At 66.8% G+C, this 19,115-nt stretch carries 22 protein-coding genes; 10 read left to right on the forward strand and 12 right to left on the reverse strand.

The genetic code is table 11. The features are described from left to right. Positions 1-2: 2 nt before the first annotated feature. Together ACH0BU_RS03960 and thiE are read right to left on the reverse strand one after the other, a co-directional pair. Entirely contained in the window at positions 3-428 is a 426-nt protein-coding gene (locus tag ACH0BU_RS03960; RefSeq protein WP_314469872.1) for a peptidoglycan DD-metalloendopeptidase family protein, read from the reverse strand. Between the two features lie 291 nt (positions 429-719). After that, positions 720-1,397 (reverse strand): thiamine phosphate synthase, encoded by a 678-nt coding sequence (gene thiE, locus ACH0BU_RS03965; RefSeq protein WP_136451214.1) that lies wholly within the window; start codon positions 1,395-1,397, stop codon positions 720-722. A 105-nt stretch (positions 1,398-1,502) separates the two neighbouring features. Here thiE and ACH0BU_RS03970 point away from each other — a divergent pair, with 105 nt between their 5' ends. Continuing rightward, positions 1,503-2,183: a fasciclin domain-containing protein gene (locus ACH0BU_RS03970; protein ID WP_136451215.1), complete on the forward strand. Its 681-nt coding sequence runs from the start codon at positions 1,503-1,505 to the stop codon at positions 2,181-2,183. A gap of 20 nt (positions 2,184-2,203) precedes the next feature. Here ACH0BU_RS03970 and ACH0BU_RS03975 read toward each other — a convergent pair whose 3' ends face one another. Genes ACH0BU_RS03975 through pgsA form a run of 3 tightly spaced genes read right to left on the reverse strand, consistent with a single transcriptional unit; the run spans position 2,204 to position 3,474 of the window. Continuing rightward, positions 2,204-2,653 (reverse strand): molybdenum cofactor biosynthesis protein MoaE, encoded by a 450-nt coding sequence (locus ACH0BU_RS03975; RefSeq protein WP_296220671.1) that lies wholly within the window; start codon positions 2,651-2,653, stop codon positions 2,204-2,206. After that, positions 2,650-2,901: a molybdopterin converting factor subunit 1 gene (gene moaD / locus ACH0BU_RS03980; RefSeq protein WP_136451217.1), complete on the reverse strand. Its 252-nt coding sequence runs from the start codon at positions 2,899-2,901 to the stop codon at positions 2,650-2,652. The genes ACH0BU_RS03975 and moaD overlap by 4 nt, the downstream gene beginning before the upstream one ends. A 6-nt stretch (positions 2,902-2,907) precedes the next feature. Next, the gene (gene pgsA, locus ACH0BU_RS03985) at positions 2,908-3,474 is read right to left on the reverse strand and encodes a CDP-diacylglycerol--glycerol-3-phosphate 3-phosphatidyltransferase (protein ID WP_046411745.1); all 567 of its coding nucleotides are present in this window, start codon (positions 3,472-3,474) and stop codon (positions 2,908-2,910) included. Positions 3,475-3,633: 159 nt separating this feature from the next. Here pgsA and ACH0BU_RS03990 point away from each other — a divergent pair, with 159 nt between their 5' ends. Next, positions 3,634-4,929 (forward strand): MFS transporter, encoded by a 1,296-nt coding sequence (locus ACH0BU_RS03990; RefSeq protein WP_125944982.1) that lies wholly within the window; start codon positions 3,634-3,636, stop codon positions 4,927-4,929. A gap of 36 nt (positions 4,930-4,965) precedes the next feature. On the opposite strand, the gene ACH0BU_RS03995 is transcribed toward ACH0BU_RS03990, so the two are convergent. After that, positions 4,966-5,127, reverse strand: coding sequence for a hypothetical protein (locus ACH0BU_RS03995; RefSeq protein ID WP_296220677.1), 162 nt, complete (start codon positions 5,125-5,127; stop codon positions 4,966-4,968). Between the two features lie 89 nt (positions 5,128-5,216). Here ACH0BU_RS03995 and ACH0BU_RS04000 point away from each other — a divergent pair, with 89 nt between their 5' ends. After that, on the forward strand, positions 5,217-5,741 hold the full coding sequence (locus tag ACH0BU_RS04000; RefSeq protein ID WP_046410659.1) for a gamma carbonic anhydrase family protein: 525 nt from the start codon (positions 5,217-5,219) through the stop codon (positions 5,739-5,741). A 75-nt stretch (positions 5,742-5,816) separates the two neighbouring features. After that, complete coding sequence (locus ACH0BU_RS04005; protein WP_046410661.1) at positions 5,817-6,794, forward strand: NAD(P)H-dependent flavin oxidoreductase; 978 nt, start codon at positions 5,817-5,819, stop codon at positions 6,792-6,794. 100 nt (positions 6,795-6,894) lie between these two features. On the opposite strand, the gene ACH0BU_RS04010 is transcribed toward ACH0BU_RS04005, so the two are convergent. Together ACH0BU_RS04010 and ACH0BU_RS04015 are read right to left on the reverse strand one after the other, a co-directional pair. Beyond that, complete coding sequence (locus ACH0BU_RS04010) at positions 6,895-7,173, reverse strand: DUF3297 family protein (RefSeq protein WP_296220680.1); 279 nt, start codon at positions 7,171-7,173, stop codon at positions 6,895-6,897. A gap of 101 nt (positions 7,174-7,274) precedes the next feature. Continuing rightward, positions 7,275-7,640, reverse strand: coding sequence for a hypothetical protein (locus tag ACH0BU_RS04015; protein ID WP_046410664.1), 366 nt, complete (start codon positions 7,638-7,640; stop codon positions 7,275-7,277). Positions 7,641-7,780: 140 nt separating this feature from the next. Here ACH0BU_RS04015 and ACH0BU_RS04020 point away from each other — a divergent pair, with 140 nt between their 5' ends. Beyond that, a complete protein-coding gene (locus tag ACH0BU_RS04020; RefSeq protein WP_046410665.1) occupies positions 7,781-8,188 on the forward strand; it encodes an EVE domain-containing protein in 408 nt (135 codons plus the stop codon). Between the two features lie 28 nt (positions 8,189-8,216). On the opposite strand, the gene ACH0BU_RS04025 is transcribed toward ACH0BU_RS04020, so the two are convergent. From ACH0BU_RS04025 to ACH0BU_RS04040, 4 genes are all read right to left on the reverse strand, one after another. After that, positions 8,217-8,921, reverse strand: a complete 705-nt coding sequence (locus ACH0BU_RS04025) for a hypothetical protein (protein WP_296220682.1) — start codon at positions 8,919-8,921, stop codon at positions 8,217-8,219. A 30-nt stretch (positions 8,922-8,951) separates the two neighbouring features. Continuing rightward, positions 8,952-10,043 carry an oxidoreductase gene (locus tag ACH0BU_RS04030; protein WP_296220684.1) on the reverse strand — a complete coding sequence of 364 codons (1,092 nt, stop codon included), beginning with the start codon at positions 10,041-10,043 and terminating at the stop codon, positions 8,952-8,954. Between the two features lie 176 nt (positions 10,044-10,219). Then, complete coding sequence (gene typA / locus ACH0BU_RS04035; RefSeq protein WP_046410670.1) at positions 10,220-12,043, reverse strand: translational GTPase TypA; 1,824 nt, start codon at positions 12,041-12,043, stop codon at positions 10,220-10,222. Between the two features lie 125 nt (positions 12,044-12,168). Then, positions 12,169-14,556: a TonB-dependent receptor gene (locus ACH0BU_RS04040; protein ID WP_500263785.1), complete on the reverse strand. Its 2,388-nt coding sequence runs from the start codon at positions 14,554-14,556 to the stop codon at positions 12,169-12,171. 202 nt (positions 14,557-14,758) lie between these two features. Between ACH0BU_RS04040 and ACH0BU_RS04045 the strand changes: the two genes are divergently transcribed. The 5 genes from ACH0BU_RS04045 to ACH0BU_RS04065 all read left to right on the forward strand — a co-directional run bounded on the left by ACH0BU_RS04045 (position 14,759) and on the right by ACH0BU_RS04065 (position 19,109). Next, positions 14,759-15,970 carry a toxic anion resistance protein gene (locus ACH0BU_RS04045; protein ID WP_046410673.1) on the forward strand — a complete coding sequence of 404 codons (1,212 nt, stop codon included), beginning with the start codon at positions 14,759-14,761 and terminating at the stop codon, positions 15,968-15,970. Further along, complete coding sequence (locus ACH0BU_RS04050; protein ID WP_052742597.1) at positions 15,967-16,695, forward strand: hypothetical protein; 729 nt, start codon at positions 15,967-15,969, stop codon at positions 16,693-16,695. Before ACH0BU_RS04045 ends, ACH0BU_RS04050 begins: the two co-directional genes overlap by 4 nt. Positions 16,696-16,785: 90 nt before the next feature. Beyond that, positions 16,786-17,565 (forward strand): tyrosine-protein phosphatase, encoded by a 780-nt coding sequence (locus tag ACH0BU_RS04055; RefSeq protein ID WP_296222743.1) that lies wholly within the window; start codon positions 16,786-16,788, stop codon positions 17,563-17,565. Between the two features lie 135 nt (positions 17,566-17,700). Continuing rightward, positions 17,701-18,294, forward strand: a complete 594-nt coding sequence (locus tag ACH0BU_RS04060; protein WP_296222742.1) for an EF-hand domain-containing protein — start codon at positions 17,701-17,703, stop codon at positions 18,292-18,294. 95 nt (positions 18,295-18,389) lie between these two features. Then, complete coding sequence (locus tag ACH0BU_RS04065; protein WP_500263815.1) at positions 18,390-19,109, forward strand: response regulator; 720 nt, start codon at positions 18,390-18,392, stop codon at positions 19,107-19,109. Positions 19,110-19,115: the final 6 nt, after the last annotated feature.

Below are 19,115 nucleotides of genomic sequence, written 5' to 3' on the forward strand. Positions count from 1 at the left end.
GTCTAGCGGCGAAGTGCCGGTCCGGCAAGCAGCGGGTATGGATTGACCGGCGTTCCCTGATGCCAGCGCTCACCCGGCGCCATCCGGTTGACCGCGAAATGCAGGTGCGTGTTGCCCGCCCCTGCGTTGCCCGTGTCGCCGACAAATCCCAGCAGCGTGCCGCGCTGAACCGGTGATCCTTCGCGGATTCCCCGGGCGTAGCCGGCGAGATGCGCATAATAATAGATCCATTCCCGGCCGGGCGAGCGGACGTAGAGCGTGGTGCCGCCGGCGGCGCTTTCGAAGAGCTTTTCCACCTGCCCCGGGGCGGCCGCGAGGACCGGGGTTCCGCCCGGGGCGGGGATGTCGATCGCCTGGTGCACGCGGGTGCCGTCGCCGCGGCTGTCGCCCCAGCTGTCGGCGATCTGATCCGCCGAAACCCCTGCCACGGGCATACCGATCGTGGCCGCGACCGCGGGTTCAGCGGGGGGTATCGGCCTGTCTGCGGAGAAGTTTGGCCGCTTCTGAGGAGCGACTGGCCCGAAGGACAGCATGGAGGCGAAACCGATCACCGCCAGCACGATGAGGGACAAGATCGTTCCGCCCAGCCGCGTCATTGCGTCCTGGCTCCCCTGCCGGTTCCAACCAAGCGAAGGCAGGGGCCGGAGCCTCTACCTTCATCATCGGCAAACCGATCAGGCGGCGGTTGTTTCCCGCCGGGCGAAGGCTGAGCGTCGTGTTCAGCCGAGCGCGGCGTTGAACGCGCGGACGGCCGCTGCCTCGTCACCGCTCCAGACCGCGCCCGACGCGGCGATGAAGTCCGCGCCCGCAGCAACGAGCGGCGGCGCGTTTTCTGGGGTGATCCCGCCGATCGCCACGCAGGGCAATTCGAACAGGGTCGACCACCAGGACAGGATCACGGGTTCGGGGCGATGCTTCACCTCCTTGGTGGTGGTGGGATAGAAGCTGCCGAAGGCGACATAGTCCGCACCCGCGTCCCCCGCCTCCATCGCGAGGTGGCGGCTGTCGTGGCACGTGACGCCGATCTGGACGCCGGGGCCGAGGATCTGCCGCGCCTCGCGCGGGTCACCATCCTCCTGGCCGAGATGGACACCGTCGGCGCCGAGCCGCTTGGCGAGCGAGATGCTGTCGTTGACGATGAACGCCACGTCGCGGTCGGCGCAGATGCGCTGCAGCGGCTCGGCGAGACGCGCGGCATCATGCTGGTTGATGTCCTTCACGCGATATTGAAACGCGGCCACGGGGCCAGCATCGAGCGCGCGGGCGAGACGGTCCGGGAAAGCGCCGGCAACGTCGAGCGGGGAGATCAGATACAGCTGGCACGGCGGGCGACGATCGTCGCGCTTGAACGCGGCAGCAAATTCGGGGTCGAGCGGGCCCAGGGGATCTTCGATCATTTCCCTCGCCTAGCCGCACGGACACGCATACGGAAGCCCGTGGCCAACACCTGCCCCCCGCTCCGCGTGCAACGAACGCCGTGCCTGCCGCGTTTAACCGCGATGATGGCACATCGTTCGAGAGCCTTCGCCCTGCCGGCAGCGGCCGGCATCCTGGCGGTGCTGGCCGGGTGCAGCCAGCCCGCAAAGCAGGTGGCGCAGCTGCCGCCCGCGCCGCCCGCGGTCGCGCACCAGCCGCCGCCGGTTGCACCGCCGCTGACCCTCGCGGGGATGCGCGCCGCTGCCGCCGCCACTGCGATCAACCCCTATGTCGGCGGCGCCGCGATGCTGGGCAACCGGACCATCGCGGAGAATTGCGCCAGCGCCCCCAATCTGCGGATGCTGACCCGGGCGATCAGCCTGAGCACCGCGCGCCAGACCTTGTCCGCGGCCAGCCCGGTCACCGTCTTCGCGCCCACCGACAGCGCCTTCGGCCGCCTGAACCGCGGTGCGGTGAACCAGCTTCTTGCCCCCGCCAACCGGCCTGCGCTGGACCGGGTCATGAGCTATCACATGGTGCCCGGCACGATCACCCTCGCCGACCTGCGCGGGCGGATCGCCGCCGCGGGGGGATCGGTGCAGCTGCCCACGGTCGCGGGCGTGCCGCTGACCGCAACCAGCGACGGACAGGCGATCGCGCTGATCGATGCCAATGGCAGCAAGAGCTATGTCGAGACGCCCGACGTCCAGCAGGTGAACGGGATCGTTCATGTGGTGAACGGCGTGCTCGTTCCCCGCATGGGCTGACGGCGAGGGCCTAGCCCCCCTCAGCCGCGCCAGCGCGCGGCGGCCGCATCATCGGTGCTGCGCGCGTCGACCCAGCGCGTTTCCGCGCCCAGCCGCTCCCGCTTCCAGAACGGCGCATCGGTCTTCAACCGGTCGATGAGAAAGGCGCAGGCGTCGAGCGCGGCGGCGCGGTGCGCCGAACAGGCGGCGACGAACACGATCCGGTCGCCGGGGTACATCGGCCCGACCCGGTGCACGATCGTCACCCCCGCGAGCGGCCAGCGCGCGGACGCTTCCGCGGCAAGCGCCTCGAGCGCCCTCTCGGTGGCGCCGGGATAATGCTCCAGCGTGAGTTCGGTGACGCCATCGTCACCGCGCACCAGACCAGTAAAGGTGGCGACGGCGCCGCCCTGCGTGTCGCCCGCGCCCTCGGCCAGCGTCATTTCCGCGGCGATATCGATCGGCGCGTCGCTGACCACGACCCGGATCATCCGCCCGTCACCGGGGGAAAGATCGCGATCTCCGCCGCGCCGTCGATCGGCGTATCGAGGGGCACGAAGTTCTGGTCACGCGCCGCCCGTAGCCGATCGCGGCGGGCAAAGGCCGTGGCGTGCGCCTCGGACCGACCGGCGAGCCAATCCACCAGATCGGCGATCGTGACCACGGTGGCTGGTGGAGCGACATCCTCCTCGGGCACGCCGACCTGCTCACGCACCCACGCGAAATACACCATCCGCATGGCCGATCAGTCCATATGCCGCAGGCCGGCGCGCAGATAATCCCACCCGGTGACCAGTGTCAGCGCGGCGGCGCCCCAGAGCGAGACCAGCCCGACCAGCTTGATCCAGCCGAGCGCGGGCAAGGCGCCGGCGAGGATCAGCGCGCCGAACGAGACCAGCTGCAACGCGGTCTTCCACTTGGCGAGGCGCGAGACTGGGAGCGACACCTGAAGCCCCGCGAGGAATTCGCGCAGGCCCGAAACCGCGATTTCCCGCAACAGGATGATCAGCGCGGCGATGATGTGAACGCCGGTAATGACGGCGATGTCATTGTGCCGCGTGCCGACCAGCATCAGGATGACCGCTGCGACCATGATCTTGTCAGCGATCGGATCAAGGAAGACGCCCAGTTTCGAAACGGTACCCTGCGCGCGCGCCAGATAGCCGTCGAAATAGTCGGTCAGGCCCATCAGGCAGTAGAGCGCGAACGCAAGGCCGAAGCCGGTGTGCCAGCTGGGCCACCAGAGCAGCGCCACCAGCGCCGGCACGGCGACGATTCGCGACAGGGTGAGAAGGTTGGGAAGCGATAACACGACAGCAGACTTAAACCGGCAACGCCCCGGTGCAAGCCTGCTCACCGTGCCGATCGGGTCCATGGGGCGGCGTCGATCGTACTATGCGCAGGGTTGGCATGACCGTCGACCAACGGCTATGCCCGCCTCCATTCTGCCACAACCGGGCCATTTTGCGCCATGATCAATGCCCTCGGGCTTCTTAAACGGCGGCGCTTCCTGCCGCTTTTCATCACCCAGTTCCTCGGCGCGTTTAACGACAATCTGTTCAAGACCTCGATGGTCCTGTTCGCGACGTACGAAATTTTCGCGAGCGAAACGCAGGAAAGCTTCTTCAACGCGCTGGCCGCCGCGCTCTTCATCCTTCCTTATTTCATCTTGTCGGCGCTGGCCGGGCAGCTGGCGGACACGACCGACAAGGCGCGCATCATCCGGCTGGTGAAAATCGCCGAGTTCGTGATCATGGCGATCGGTTGCGCCGGGTTGCTGCTCGCGCGGACAGGGCAAGTGACGCTGCCGGTCGCGCTGATGCTGCTGGCGATCGTCGGGCTCGGCATCCATTCGACCTTCTTCAGCCCGATCAAGTACGCCATCCTGCCGCAGCATCTGGAGGATGAGGACGTGCTGGGCGGCACGGGCCTGGTCGAGGCGGGCACGTACCTGTCGATCCTGCTCGGCACGATCGTGGCCGGGTTCATCTACGAATCGATCGCCCTCATTGCGACGACCACCTTCCTCGTTGCGCTGCTGGGCTATATTTCCGCGCGGCTGGTGCCCCCCGCCCCGCGCCTCGGCCCGCCGCTGAAGCTCGATTTCCATCCGCTGCGCGCATCGTGGCGGCTGGTGGCGGGCACGATGCACATCCCGCGGCTGTTCCTCGCGATCTGCGCGATCAGCTTCTTCTGGACGATCGGATCGGTCCTGGTGGTGATCTTCCCGCCGCTGGTGAAGAACGTGCTGACCGCGGACGCCAGCGTCGCCAGCCTGGTGCTCGCCATCTTCTCGGTCGGCGTGGCGATCGGATCGGTGGTGATCAACCTGATGCTGCGCGGGCAGATCTCGGCGCGCTATTCGCCCGCGTCGGTCATCGCGATGGGCGCGGCGGTGCTTGCCTTCTGGTTCGTCGCGACCCGCTGGGATGCCGCGCCTGCGGGGACGCTGTACGACATTCCCGCGTTCGTAACGCATCCGGGCGCGCCGCTCGTCCTGCTGACGTTGCTGTTCGTGGCGACATTCGGCGGCATGTTCGTGGTGCCGCTCTACGCCTTTCTCACCACCACCGTGCCCAAGGACCAGACAGCGCGCACCGTGGCGGCGAACAATGTCGTCAACGCCGGCGCGATGACGATCGGATCGGCCGCGGTGGCGGGGATCACGGCGCTGGGGGCGACGGCGAGCCAGTTGCTGCTGGTGGTCGCTGGCATGTGCCTCGTCTCGGCATGGATCGCGCAACGGCTCCATCGCGCCTGCGACTGACCCGCGGGCGCGACCGTCAGCTCGGGCGACGGGCGATCACATCATCAAGGTGTAGAAGCAGATGAAGAAGGCGGTGAAGCTCAGCACGAACAGCTTCAGATCCTGATCGTCGTTGCGCCGATCGCGCACCTTGGTGGGCGGCGCCAGCCTCTGGCGCATCGGGTGGCGAAAGGATGACGGAGGAGGCTGACGATCCATAGGCAATGGTTAACGCCGCATTTACCTTTTCGCACCCGCCATTCGTGACCGCGGTGCGCAACTGTCCAGGGATGATACAGGAGAGAGAAATGCCCCTTTACGAATTCCGCGGCCGGCGACCCGTCTGTCACGAAACCGCCTGGGTTGCACCCAGCGCCGATCTGGTCGGCGACGTGCGGCTCGCGGAGGATAGCAGCGTGTGGTTTCGCGCAGTGATCCGGGGCGACAATACGACCATCCCGATCGGCGCGCGCAGCAACATCCAGGAAGGCGCGATGCTCCATTCCGATCCGGGCGCGCCGCTGACCATCGGCGAGGATTGCACGATCGGCCACCATGCCATCCTTCATGGCTGCACGATCGGGGACCGCGTGCTGATCGGCATGGGCGCGACCGTCCTTAACCGCGCGGTCATCCCCGATGACTGCATCGTCGGCGCCAATGCGCTGGTCACCGAAGGCAAGACCTTCCCGCCCGGCAGCCTGATCGTGGGCAGCCCGGCGCGCGCGGTGAAGCAGCTGGACGAGGCGGCGATCGCATCGCTGAAGGTCTCGGCGGCGCATTATGTGCAGAATGCACGCGACGCGGGCGACAACCTGCGCCGGGTGGACTGAGCGTCCTTTACGATTGTTCAGGGAGCCGATGGTACATGCTGGACAGATAGTTTCGGGGAGGACATAACCAAAATTATGTCTGTCCCAGCGATCCTTTCTCGCCTGCGGTTGCCGGTCATCGGCTCCCCGCTTTTCATCATCTCCGGGCCCGATCTCGTGATCGCGCAATGCAAGGCGGGGATCGTCGGATCCTTCCCGGCGCTCAATGCGCGGCCGCAGGGGCTGCTTGACGAGTGGCTGCACCGCATCACCGAGGAGCTGGCGGCGCACAACCGCGACAATCCGGATCGCCCCGCCGCGCCCTTCGCGGTGAACCAGATCGTGCACAAGTCGAACGACCGGCTCGAGGCGGATCTGGCGACCTGCGAGAAGTGGCAGGTGCCGATCACCATTACCTCGCTCGGCGCGCGCGAGGAATTGAACCAGGCGGTGCACAATTGGGGCGGGATCACGTTCCACGACGTGATCGACGACCGGTTCGCGCGCAAGGCGATCGAAAAGGGCGCCGACGGGCTGATCCCGGTGGCGAGCGGTGCGGGCGGCCATGCCGGCCGCCTGTCGCCCTTCGCGCTGGTCAGCGAGATCCGGCAATGGTTCGACGGCCCGGTCGCGCTGTCGGGCGCAATCGCGACCGGCGATGCGGTGCTCGCCGCGCAGGCGATGGGCGCCGATTTTGCCTATATCGGATCGCCCTTCATCGCGACGGTCGAAGCGAATGCCGATGAGGGCTACAAGAATGGCATCGTCGAGGGGAAGGCGGCCGATATCGTCTATTCCAACCTCTTCACCGGCGTGCACGGCAATTACCTGCGCGGCTCGATCGAGCGGGCTGGGCTGGACCCCGACAATCTGCCCCAGGGCGATTACAAGACGATGAACTTCGGCCAGAATTCGAACGGCGAGCCGGCGAAGGCAAAGGCGTGGCGCGACATCTGGGGATCGGGCCAGGGCATCGGCGCGGTGCAGAAGGTGGAAACCGTCGCCGAGCGGATCGACCGCATGGAGCGCGAATATAATGCCGCGCGCGCGCGGCTGCAGCTGTCGGCTGCCTGAGTATCGGGCGCTGCGCCGGAATGTCGCCGGCGCCGCGCCTGATGGTACGTGATGATCGACGCGGGAAGGTGATCCCTCCCGCGTTTGTCACCAGCCGGATTTAGGCCTGGGCGCCGTCGCCTTCGTCAGCGACAGTGTCGCCGCCGGTCTGGAAATAGGCCTCGACCGGGCCGCTCAGCTTGATCGTCAGCGGGCGGCCGTGGCGATCGACCTTCTTGCCCAGCGCGACGCGGATCCACCCCTCCGAGATCGAATATTCCTCGACATCGTTGCGCTCGACACCCTTGAACCGGATGCCGATGCCGCGTTCCAGCGTCGGCTGGTCGAAATACGGGCTCGAAGGATCGATCGAAAGATGGTCGGGGGGCGTATCGGTCATGGCCGCGCGCGTAGCCGATCCGATCGCGGTGCCCAACAAAAAAAGCGGCGCGGGAAGCGTTGCTCCCCGCGCCGGTCCCTGCGTGCTGGTGGGACCCCGGCCTAGCGGCAGATGCGCACCGGCACCCGGCCGCCGTAATAAGGATCGTAGCGCCACTGCTGGAAGCAGCGCGGGCGATAATTGTAGCGGTAGTTGTTGTAATACCGGCGCGGCGCCCAGCCACGACGGTCGTAGCGATCGTAATAGCCGTCATAACCATAGCCGCCCCAGCGACCACGATCGTTGGACGACGCGATCGCCGCGCCAAGACCAAGCCCGATGACGCCGCCGATCAGCGCGCCGGCAGCAACATCGCCGCCGCGATCATAGCCACGGCGCCAGCGCTGCGCCTCTGCCGGCGCGGCGGCGGCAAGGGCGGTGGCGGCCATCGCGGTCCCCAGCCCCGCCTTCATCAGAAAACCGTTCATCTCGAACCTCCTCATACAGCTACGCTCGGTCCGCTCTCCCGGTGCAAACGCATGATGCGGCAAGCGCGTTCATGCTACTTGCGCGATTCGGGCTGAACCGGCTCGGAATGTCGCGTTCACAAGGGGTTTAGGGAAAAGACATGGCCTATTGGCTGCTCCGGTCGGAGCCGGACGTTTACGGTTGGGATGATCTGGTCCGCGAGGGCGAGACCGAGTGGGACGGCGTGCGCAACTATACGGCACGCAATTTCCTCAAGGAGATGGAGCCCGGCGACCAGGCGATCTTCTACCATAGCAACAAGGAAAAGGCCGCGGTCGGCGTGATGGAGATCATCCGCGCATGGCAACCCGATGGCGACAAGGAACAATGGGCCAAGGTGCGGGTCCGCCCGGTAGAACGGCTGGCCAACCCGGTACCGCTGGCGACGATGAAGAGCGACCCGCGGCTCGCCAGGCTGGAGGTGCTGCGGCAGAGCCGGTTGTCGGTGACGCCGGTTCGCGACGAGGAGTGGGACGTGTTGATGGAATTGGGCGGCGCAGTCGGCTGACGCGTGCAGCCGGCGGCGGGGAACAGCGTCAGAACTCGCGCACGACGCGCAGGCCCGCGGTGGGCCGCGCGCGGTGGGCGCGCAGCTTCTCCACGCCAAGCGACAGCTGGACGTTGGCGGCGTGGGAGACGCGCCGGTGGATCTGCGGGCTGAGCTTGACGCTGCGTTCGGCGCCGCCGGCGACGTTCAGCTCGGCGCCCAGGATCGTGCCGGGTCGCGCATCGTAGAACAGCGCATGGTTGAGCAGCAGGCCATTGCGTCCCGTCCGCCGACCCAGGCTGATATCGTCGAGCCCGATCATGTTCATCGTGCTCCAGCGCGCGTTGAAGCGGTGGCCGGCGAGGTACAGCAAGGTGTTGGTGTAGCGGCCGCTGTCGCGGTGATAGATGCCGAGATACTGCACGCCATGCGCGCTGCGCCCGTCCGCCGACGCGCCGAGCGAGGATTGCAGGCCAAGCTTGTAGGCGGCCAGCCGGCGGCCGTCGAACGGCAGCTCGAACTCGATCGCATGCCCCCGGGCAAAGGCATATTCGATCTCTGGCGCCCATTCGGTCTCGTTCGCGCCGAAGGGCGAGCCGGTCTGGGCAAGGACATTGACCTCCAGCTCGCCGCGCTCCGCGCCGAGCGGGCGGACCATGTCGAAGATCATCGGCTCGGGGATCGAGGGATAGGTGCTGGCATGAGCGGCGCCGGCCAGGAAGGCGAGCGGCACCAGGGCACAGGACAGGCGCATGAAGTCTCCCGTTTTCACGAACGGTGACGCCTATGGGCGCGGCGGCCTGCCTTCCAGTCGCCAGGGCGTTTCCGACGACATTGTAACGTTTGCCGGGAGCGCGGGCGTGACCGCGCGTCGCTCCGCCGAGGCGCGCAGGCCAGCCTCGATCAAGGACATGGTGGCAAGTGCCTCTTCTGGCGGAACGGGATTTGGCCCCTCCCCGCGGATCGCGGCCACGACGCCCCGGTAGAAACGGCGCTGATCGCCGCTGACCGTGGCAACCGCCCGGCTGCCGGCGCCGTCGTGGAGGATCGCGGGATCGGGATCTTCCCCCCAGCCCGGCACGCCCGGGATCATGCCGGCCAGCAATTGCGCCTCCTGCTGATCGGGCATCGCCTTGACCAAAGTACCGCCCGTTCCATGCACCACGAAGCGCGGACTGCCGCCGGCCGACAGCATGGAAGCGTGCACGATTACCCGCTTGTCGGGATAGGCGAGCACGGCGTGCGCCCAGTCATCAGCCTGCCCGCCCGGGCGAAGCACCGCCAGATCGGCCTCGATCCGCTCGGGCATGCCGAACAGATGCACCGCCTGATCGATCAGATGCGGCCCCAGATCATACCAGATGCCCCCGCCCGGCACGCGCCGCTCGCGCCAGCGATCGCGCACCTGCGGGCGGAAACGGTCGAAATGGCTTTCGAAATGGACAACCTGCCCCAGGTCGCCGCGCGCGATCGCTGCCGCGACGGTGAGGAAGTCACTGTCCCAGCGGCGGTTGTGAAAGACGCTGACGAGCCGCTTTGCCCGGCGAGCGGCGTCGACCACCGCGGCGGCATCGGCGAGCGTCAGCGCGAAGGGCTTGTCGACCACGACATGCTTGCCGGCGTCCAGCGCCGCCATCGCGAGCGGGGTGTGACGATCATTGGGCGTGGCGATCACCACCAGATCGATGTCGTCGCGCGCGATCGCCGCCTCGGGCGTCGCCTCGACCGCGACATCGCCGAGCGCGGCGCGCACCGTATCGGGACGCGAGGAAGCGACCGCAGCGATCCGCAGCCCCTGGGTGGCGCCAATCAGCGGCGCGTGAAACACCCGGCCGGCATAGCCGAAGCCGATCAGCGCAACGCGGCAATCATCCATGACCTTTTCTCTCCGCTGTCACGCGCGGGAGTGCAAGTCGCGACCTGCTGGGATGGGCGCAGGAGAAAGCCAGACACACGAACGCCGCCTCAGCCGGGGTGCCAGCAGCGCTGGCGTCCCGCGGCGAAGCGGCGTCGAATTGTCCGGGCCGATCACGACCCGTCCGGCAACAAGGATCAGGCGGCTTCGGCCGACCGCTTGTGGCGCTTGCGCTCGTTCGAATCGAGGTAGCGCTTGCGCAGGCGGATCGTCTTGGGCGTCACTTCGACCATCTCGTCGTCGTCGATGTACGCAATCGCCTGTTCCAGCGTCATCTTCTTCGGCGGGGTCAGGCGGATCGCATCGTCCTTGCCGCCCGAGGCGCGGAAGTTCGTCAGCTGCTTCGCCTTCATCGGGTTGACCTCAAGGTCTTCCGTCTTGGCGTTCTCGCCGATGATCATGCCCTCGTAGAGCGCCTCACCATGGCCGACGAACAGGATGCCGCGCGCCTCGAGCGGGCCGAGCGCGTAGGACTGTGCCTCGCCGGCGCCGTTGGAGATCAGCACGCCGTTCTTGCGGCCCTCGATCGGGCCCTTGTGCGGGCCATATTTCTCGAACAGCCGGTTCATGATGCCCGTGCCGCGCGTGTCGGACAGGAATTCACCATGATAGCCGATCATGCCGCGCGACGGCGCGGAGAAGGTGATGCGCGTCTTGCCACCGCCCGACGGACGCATGTCGGTCATCTCGGCCTTACGCAGGTTCATCTTCTCGACGACGGTGCCCGAATGCTCCTCGTCCACGTCGATGATGACGGTTTCATACGGCTCGAGCTTCTTGCCGTTCTCGTCCTCGCGGAACAGCACGCGCGGGCGGCTGATGCCGAGCTCGAAGCCCTCGCGGCGCATCGTCTCGATCAGAACGCCGAGCTGAAGTTCGCCGCGGCCGGCGACTTCGAAGCTGTCGCGGTCGGCCGATTCGGTCACCTTGATCGCGACGTTCGATTCCGCCTCGCGGAACAGGCGGTCGCGGATCATGCGGCTCGTCACCTTGCTGCCCTCACGGCCCGCCATCGGCGAATCGTTCACGGCGAAACGCATCGACAGCGTCGGCGGATCGATCGGCTGCGCCTGGATCGCCTCGGTCACGGTGATGTCGGCGATGGTGTTCGACACGGTCGCAACGGCAAGGCCGGCGAGGCTGATGATGTCGCCGGCGCGCGCCTCGTCGGTCGGCACGCGCTCAAGGCCCTGGAAGGTCATGATCTTGGACGCGCGGCCCGTCTCGATCACCTTGCCGTCCATGTCGAGCGCGTGGATCGGCTGGTTGATCTTCACCGTGCCCGAATTGACGCGGCCGGTGAGCACGCGGCCAAGGAAGTTGTCACGATCGAGCAGCGTCACCAGGAAGGTGAACGGTGCGTCGACGTCGAGCGCCGGCGGCGGCACGTGATCGACGATCTTCTGGAACAGCGGGGTCAGCGTGCCCTCGCGGCGATCGGGATCCTCGCTGGCGTAGCCGTTGCGGCCCGAGGCGTAGAGAACCGGGAAATCGAGCTGCTCGTCGGTGGCGTCGAGGCTGACGAAGAGGTCGAACACCTCGTCCAGCACTTCCTGGATCCGCTGGTCGGGACGGTCGACCTTGTTGACGACGACGATCGGGCGCAGGCCCAGCGCCAGCGCCTTGCCCGTCACGAACTTCGTCTGCGGCATCGCGCCTTCCGACGAATCGACCAGCAGGATCACGCCGTCGACCATCGAGAGAATACGCTCCACCTCGCCGCCGAAGTCGGCGTGGCCCGGGGTATCGACGATGTTGATACGGGTGCCTTCCCACTCAATCGAGGTCGGCTTGGCCAGAATGGTGATCCCGCGCTCTTTCTCGAGATCATTGGAGTCCATGGCGCGCTCTTCGATGCGCTGATTGTCTCGAAAGGTGCCCGACTGGCGAAAGAGCTGGTCGACAAGAGTAGTTTTGCCATGATCGACGTGCGCGATGATGGCGATGTTGCGCAACTGCATCGGAATTCCTGAATGGCCGCGGCCCTCGCGGCGTTGAGGCGCCGTTAGCCTATTTGCTGCGCTGCGGCTAGAGCCGGCAGAACAGCCGGGCAGAGATGTAGTTCCCTGCCCGGCCGATCATCTCATCAGAAACGGCCGTACAGCTCTATGCCGTAGAAGCGCGGTTCGCCGGCGATATAGGTCGGCGTGCCGAACGTGCCACCGGTGTTGCCCGCGTCGATCAGATAGCGTTCGTTGGTGAGGTTGCGGGCAAAACCGCCGATCCGATAGCGGCCGTCAGCAAACTCCACCCCGGCACGCACGTTGACCAGCGTATAGCCGTCCTGGCTGATCTCCTCCCGGTTGGGCAGTTCGAAGAACACCTTGCTCTGATAGCTCGCCGAGGGCGTGGCGTAGAAGGTGACGCCGTCCGCCAGCGGCAGGCGAAGCGATGCGCCGCCCGCCGCGATCACCTCCGGCTGGAGGCGGAAGCGGTTGCCGGCGAAGGCGTTGGTGCCACCGCCGGGCAGGGGCTTGTCGCTGATCCCGCCGTCGATATAGCCGAAGCTGCCGAAGACGCTGAGGAAGCGGGTCGGGCGCCAGGTGCCCTCCAGCTCGACGCCAAGGTTGTTGGCGGTGCCGGCGCTTTGGGTGGTCACGCGGCCGTCGGGATCCGTGACGCTGACCTGGAAATCGTCATAGGTTTGGTAGAAGACCGACAGCGTGCCAGAGAGTGTGCGGCTGCCCGCCTTGATGCCGGCTTCGTAGTTCCAGACGGTTTCCTCCGGCACGATCTGCAGCGCGGGTATCGCACCGGCCGGGCCGGCGGCGGAGCCGAGCTGCACCACGGGCGAGCGGCGCCCCTTGCTGACGGTGGCGAAGACGTTGAGGTCGTCGGTCACACGGTACAGCGCGTTCACGCGCGGGAGGACCGCGGCGAAGCTGCGCTCCGCCACGAACTTCGCACCGCCGGTGCCGACCGTGCCGAGCAGGCTGGTGCGCACGCCGAGCGGGGCGAGCAGCACCGAATTGGGCTGGATCGCGCTGTAGCCCGACTGGCGATCCTCGATCAGCACGCGCGCGCCGGCGGTCACCTCAAGGGCGTCGGTCGGGATCCAGGTAGCGTCGGCGAACACCGAATAGGTGTCGTTGTTGCCATAGTTGGTGAACTCCGACGCATAAGGCACGACGGTCGCAGCGCCGCGCGACAGGATCTGCGTGGCCCGCGCGGCGAGGATGGCGCCGTTGGGCGCGATGCAGTTGGTGCCGGTCGGCAGGCCAGCGGCGTTCAGCGCGGCGCGCACCTGCGCATAAGGCGCGGCGATGGAGCAGGCGATGTACGTCCCCTCTTCGGTCGAGAAGGGCACGCGCTGATAGCCGTTCTCGAAGAAGGCGTTCCAGCCGAACGAGGCGCGGTAGCGCTCCCCAGTGAAGTTGAAGCGACCTTCGTGGCTCCACTGGTCACCCTTCGCATCTTCGGCGAATTCCAGATACCAGGCGGGGCCACCGTCGGCGTCGAACGTCTCCAGCGCGTTGAAGCGGCGATAGCCGTTGACGGTGGTGAAGGTGACGCCGGGGGCGACATCGACGTTGATCGTCAGGTTCGCGTCATAGACGTCGCGGTCGAGGCCAAGCTTGCGCTTGCCGAGCACCTCCTGGCTGAACGGCGAGCCGGAGAGCTCCGCATAGCCGAAGTCGCCGGTCTGCCCGCCGGTGGGCGCGAACACACGGCTCTTGAAGGCGGTGCCGGGATTGCGCTGCCCGTCATAGGTGAGGACGAGATCGGCGGTGACGGCGTCCGACGGCGTCCAGCGCAGCGAGCCGCGGATGCCGCGCTGATCCTGGCCGTTCAGATCATCCTGATCGACGCGGCCCTGGTTCTGGTTCGGCACATCCGGATCGCCGGCGATGTTGCGGACATAGCCGTCGCGATATTTGTACGCGAAGGCGAGGCGCGCCGCGAGCGTATCGTTCCCCGCGTTGAGGAAGCCCGACACCTGCGCGCGATCGTAATTGCCATAGCTCGCCAGCAATTCACCCGAGAAGCCCGGCTGCGGCTTCGCCGAGACGATGCTGACCGCGCCGATCGCGGCGGCGGTGCCAAACAACGTCGCCTGCGGCCCCTTCACCACCTCAAGCCGCTCGAGATCGATCAGGTCCTGATACGCCCCGCGAGACCGGCTGATGTCGACGCCGTTATAGTAGAGCGTGACGCGCGCGCCCTGCTGCGACGATCCCGAATCCGAGGTGATGCCGCGGATCACGAAACCGGGGTTGTTCGCGCTCTGCTCCTGCACGCGCAGGCCCGGGACGAATAGCGCCACTTCGGACAGCGAATTGACGCCGATCTCGCGCATCCGCTCCTGCGTGACGGCGGTGACGGCGAGCGGCACGTCCTCGATCCTTTGCTCCACCTTTTGCGCGGTGACGACGATATCGCCATCATCTCCGGGCACCTGAGCCTGCGCTAGTGCGGCCGTCGAAGAACAGGCGAGCAGCGTCGCGACGACGCCGCCCGAGAAGGCGCAGTTCATGATATTCCCCCGAATGTTCTGGCTGTGGTGAGCGCCGGCTAAGCCCCTGTCGTGGCAGCTTCGTTACTTTTCCGTGCCAATCGAAAGACAGCGCGTGAAATCAGGCACGTTTGCGCGAGTCCGACCAGCGTATTATATCACTGGTACACTTGAACGAAGCACCGTCAGCCGCCATCGTGGAGGCTGACGCTGGAGGATGTAGATGGCGACCACCCCTGAAACGATCACCGCGACGGACACGGCGCTGAAGCTGACGCCGCCCGACCCGGTGCCCACCGTGACGGCGGAGAAGGCCGCGGGACTTGTACCGGTCGAGGAAGGCGTGAAATCGAAGCTGGAGGAACGCGCCGATTACGCCGTTCAGCAGCTGATGGAGCGCGACGCCAACAGCCCGGAATTCGGCAAGGTGGTCGATGCGATCACCAACATGGGCGCCAAGGAAATCCGCGATGCGGCGGGCCAGTCCAACCGCTTCCTCGATCGACCGGTGCGGGCGATGGATCAGGAAACCGGCGTCGGCAAGGATCTCGCCCAGCTGCGCCGCGTGGTCGAGGATCTCGACCCCGGCAAGAAGGGCAATCTGACCGCGCCGCAGAAGCTTTTCGGGATCATCCCGTTCGGCAACAAGATGCGCAATTATTTCGACAGCTACAAATCCAGCCAGACGCACATCGCCTCGATCCTGAAGAGCCTGGCGTCGGGCAAGGACGAGCTGTTGATGGACAATGCGTCGATCGACACCGAACGCGCCAATCTGTGGAGCGCGATGGGGAAGCTGGAACAGATGATCCAGCTGTCGAAGATGCTGGACCAGAAGCTGGAAGACAAGGCCAACGAGCTTGACGCGACCGACCCCGCCAAGGCGAAGGCGATCCGCGAGACCGCGCTGTTCTACGCCCGGCAGCGGACACAGGACCTGCTGACCCAGATGGCGGTCACGGTGCAGGGCTATCTGGCGCTAGACCTGGTCAAGAAGAACAATGTGGAGCTGATCAAGGGCGTCGATCGCGCATCGACCACCACGGTCGCGGCGCTGCGCACCGCGGTGACGGTGGCGCAGGCGATGACCAACCAGAAACTGGTGCTGGAACAGATCACGCAGCTCAACACCACGACCGCCAACATCATCGATTCGACCGGCAAGCTGCTGCGGTCCAACACCGCGCGCATCCATGAGCAGGCGGCGAGCTCCGCCATCCCGCTTGAGACGCTGCAGCGCGCGTTCCAGAACATCTACGAGACGATGGACGCGATCGACACGTTCAAGCTGAAGGCGCTGGATTCGATGAAGACCACCGTCGACACGCTGTCGGGCGAGGTCGAGAAATCGCGCGGCTATATCGCCCGGGCGGAAGGCGCGGCGCAGAACCGGCTGGGCAATTCGCCCGAGACCTTCAAGCTGGAGTCGCTGTGACCTCGCACGAGACCGATCAGGCGCTGTCGAGCGCGCGCAACACGCTCGATCGCGTGCGGCTGCAATCGTTCGACACGCTGCCGGGCACGCGCGCGGTCAGCCGGCGGCCGCGGCAACGGCGCAGCGTGGCGAAGCGCGTCGCGGCGATCGGCGTGGCCAATGCCGCGATCCTGTTTGCCGCGGCGATCATCGGCATCGCGATAATGCCGATCGGGCTGTTCGGCGCGTTGGCGGTGCTGATGATGATGGCGGCAGTGACGCTCGCGATCGCCTTTGCACCCGGCCCGCGCCCGGTGACTCATGAAAAGCTGGCGCGCAGCGACCTGAAGGCGCTGCCGATGCAGACGACGCGCTGGCTCGATGCGCAGCGACCGGCCCTGCCCGCGCCTGCCGTCCAGATCGCCGACCGAATCGGCCTCCGGCTCGACACGCTGGGCAAGCAGTTGCAGACGGTCGGCGACGAAACGCCCGCCGGTGCCGACATCCGCCGGCTGGTCGGCGAACAGCTGCCCGATTTCGTCCGCGACTATCAACGCGTGCCGCCCGAGCTGCGCGCTACCGAGCGCAACGGCAAGACGCCCGACCGCCAGCTGATCGAGGGGCTCGAACTGATCGAGCGCGAGATCGGCCAGATGAGCGAGGAGCTTGCCCGCGGTGATCTCGATTCGCTCGAAACGCGCGGCCGCTTCCTCGAGATGAAGTACAAGGATGGCGACCCCGCGTGACGATCGGCGGGGAGCACTGCCGCTCGTTCAGCTAAGCCATCTTCATTAAACGACGCGACATTGTCATCGAAATGGGGTAGCGCGGCGGGCATGAACGAACGCGTCCGTACCTTCGAAGGCATCCACAATTTCCGTGACTATGGCGGCTATGCGGCGCGCGATGGCCGGCTGAAGAGCGGGATCCTCTGGCGGTCCGGACAGCATGGCGGCGCCACCCCCGATGACCTCGCCGGCGTGGCGCAGATCGGCCTGTCGACGGTGATCGACCTGCGCGGCGACAGCGAGCGGCAGTCGATGCCGTGCCTGCGGCCCGAGCCGTTCGACGCCGTCGTGCTGTTCGCGCCGGGCGAGACCGTCGGCTCCGAACTGGCGCCGCACGAGGAGGCCGGGCGCGGCATCGCGACGGCCGCGGAGGCCAAGGACGCGATGACGCGGCTCTACGTCAACATGCCCTATCGCGAAGTGCTGGTCCGCTCGCTGAGCCTGTATTTCGACGCGCTGGCCACCCGCGAGGGACCGAGCCTTCTGCACTGCCTGGCGGGCAAGGACCGCACCGGGCTTGCGGCGGCGCTGCTCCACCGCCTGCTCGGCGTTCATGAGGATGACGTGATGGCGGATTACCTCCTCACCAACGTCGCGGGCAATCAGGCGCGCCGGATCGCGGCCGCGGGCGATTCGATCCGCGAGCGCTATGGCAGCCAGATCACCGACGACGCGATCGTGACGTTGATGGGCGTCGATGCGGATTACCTGCACGCCGCGACGCGCTCAATCGAGGAGCGCCACGGATCGGTCGAGCAATATGCCGAGGCGGTGCTGGGCGTGGATGCAGCACGCCGCGAGGCGCTGCGCCAGCGACTGATCGATTGAGCCGGAGCAGCGGCAGCACCGTGACAATTTGCGACACTTTTGCGGCGCGCTGACAAACACGCGCGACAATCGGTGTGCATATGGGTCCCATGACGGGAAGCAAGAGCTTCTCCTTTAGGAAGGACCCGTAAGTCAATGAAACGCTTTATCTTTGCAGCCGCCCTCGCTGGCACCGCGATCTCCGGTGCGGCCATCGCCCAGACCGCCGCCCCCACCGCTGCCACGCAGCGGGGCCCCGGCGCTGCCGACACCAACCGCGACGGTGTGGTGACCCGTGCCGAGGCGCTGGCCGCGGCTGATGCCCGCTTCGACCGGCTCGACGCGGACAAGAACGGCAAGCTGACCGCTGGCGAGCACCGCGGTCGCCGTGGCGGCGCTGAGGCGGAGGTAACCCGCGAGCAGTTCCGTGAACGTGCCGGCCAGCGCTTTGATCGCATGGACGCGAACAAGGATGGCCGCATCGACGCGGCCGAGCGCCAGGCGATGCGCGACAAGTGGAAGGGCAAGCGCGGTGGTCGTCATGGCGGCGGCATGGGCATGATGATGGGTGCCGATGCCAACCGCGACGGCGTGCTGACCAAGGCCGAAGCCGTTGCAGCGGCCGGCGCCATGTTCGACCGCGTCGACACCAATCGCGATGGCCGCATCGACGCGGCCGAGCGGCAGGCCGCCCGCGGCGCGATGAAGATGCGCGGTGCACCCAGCGGCGAGGCTCCCCCGGCGCGCTGAGCGCGCGCCGTGCGCGAAACCGATGACCGGAGCCGGGCGACGATCATGTCGCCCGGCCCTTTCCGGCGGAGCATGACATGCTAGATGCCGACATCATGGTCGATACGCCCCATCTGCTGCTCGTCGACGACGAGCGGTCAATCCGCGAGCCGCTGGCGCAATATCTGGTCAAACAGGGGTTTCGCGTCACGCAGGTCGGGGATGCCGAGGCCGCGCGGATGCGGCTGGGCGGCTATGCGATCGATCTCGTCATCCTCGACATAATGATGCCGGGCGAGGACGGGCTGAGCCTGTGCCGCCATATCCGCGCGACTAGCGACATCCCCGTCATCCTGCTCACCGCCAAGAGCGAGGAAACCGACCGGATCGTCGGGCTGGAGATGGGCGCCGACGATTATATGGTGAAGCCCTTCTCCCCGCGTGAGCTTGCCGCCCGGATCAAGGTGGTCCTGCGGCGTGTGCAGGCGGGCGGCGCGCGGCAACATGCGCCGGAGGCAGGCGCTTACGCCTTTGCCGACTGGATCCTGAAGACCGGCGAGCGAACGCTTGTCGACCGCGAGGGCGTGGCCGTGCCGCTGTCGACCGGCGAATATAACCTGCTTCACGCGCTCGTGACCCGGCCACGTCAGGTGCTGACCCGTGACCAGCTGCTCGACCTGACGCAGGGTCGCGAGGCGGCGGCGTTCGATCGCGCGATCGACAATCAGGTCAGCCGCTTGCGCAAGAAGATCGAGGCCGATCCGCGCAATCCGCAGCTCATCAAGACGGTATGGGGCGGCGGCTATACGCTCGCCGCGGAAGTGACTCGGCTATGACCCGCC

The organism is Sphingomonas olei, assembly GCF_045369765.1.
Taxonomy (GTDB): domain Bacteria; phylum Pseudomonadota; class Alphaproteobacteria; order Sphingomonadales; family Sphingomonadaceae; genus Sphingomonas; species Sphingomonas panaciterrae.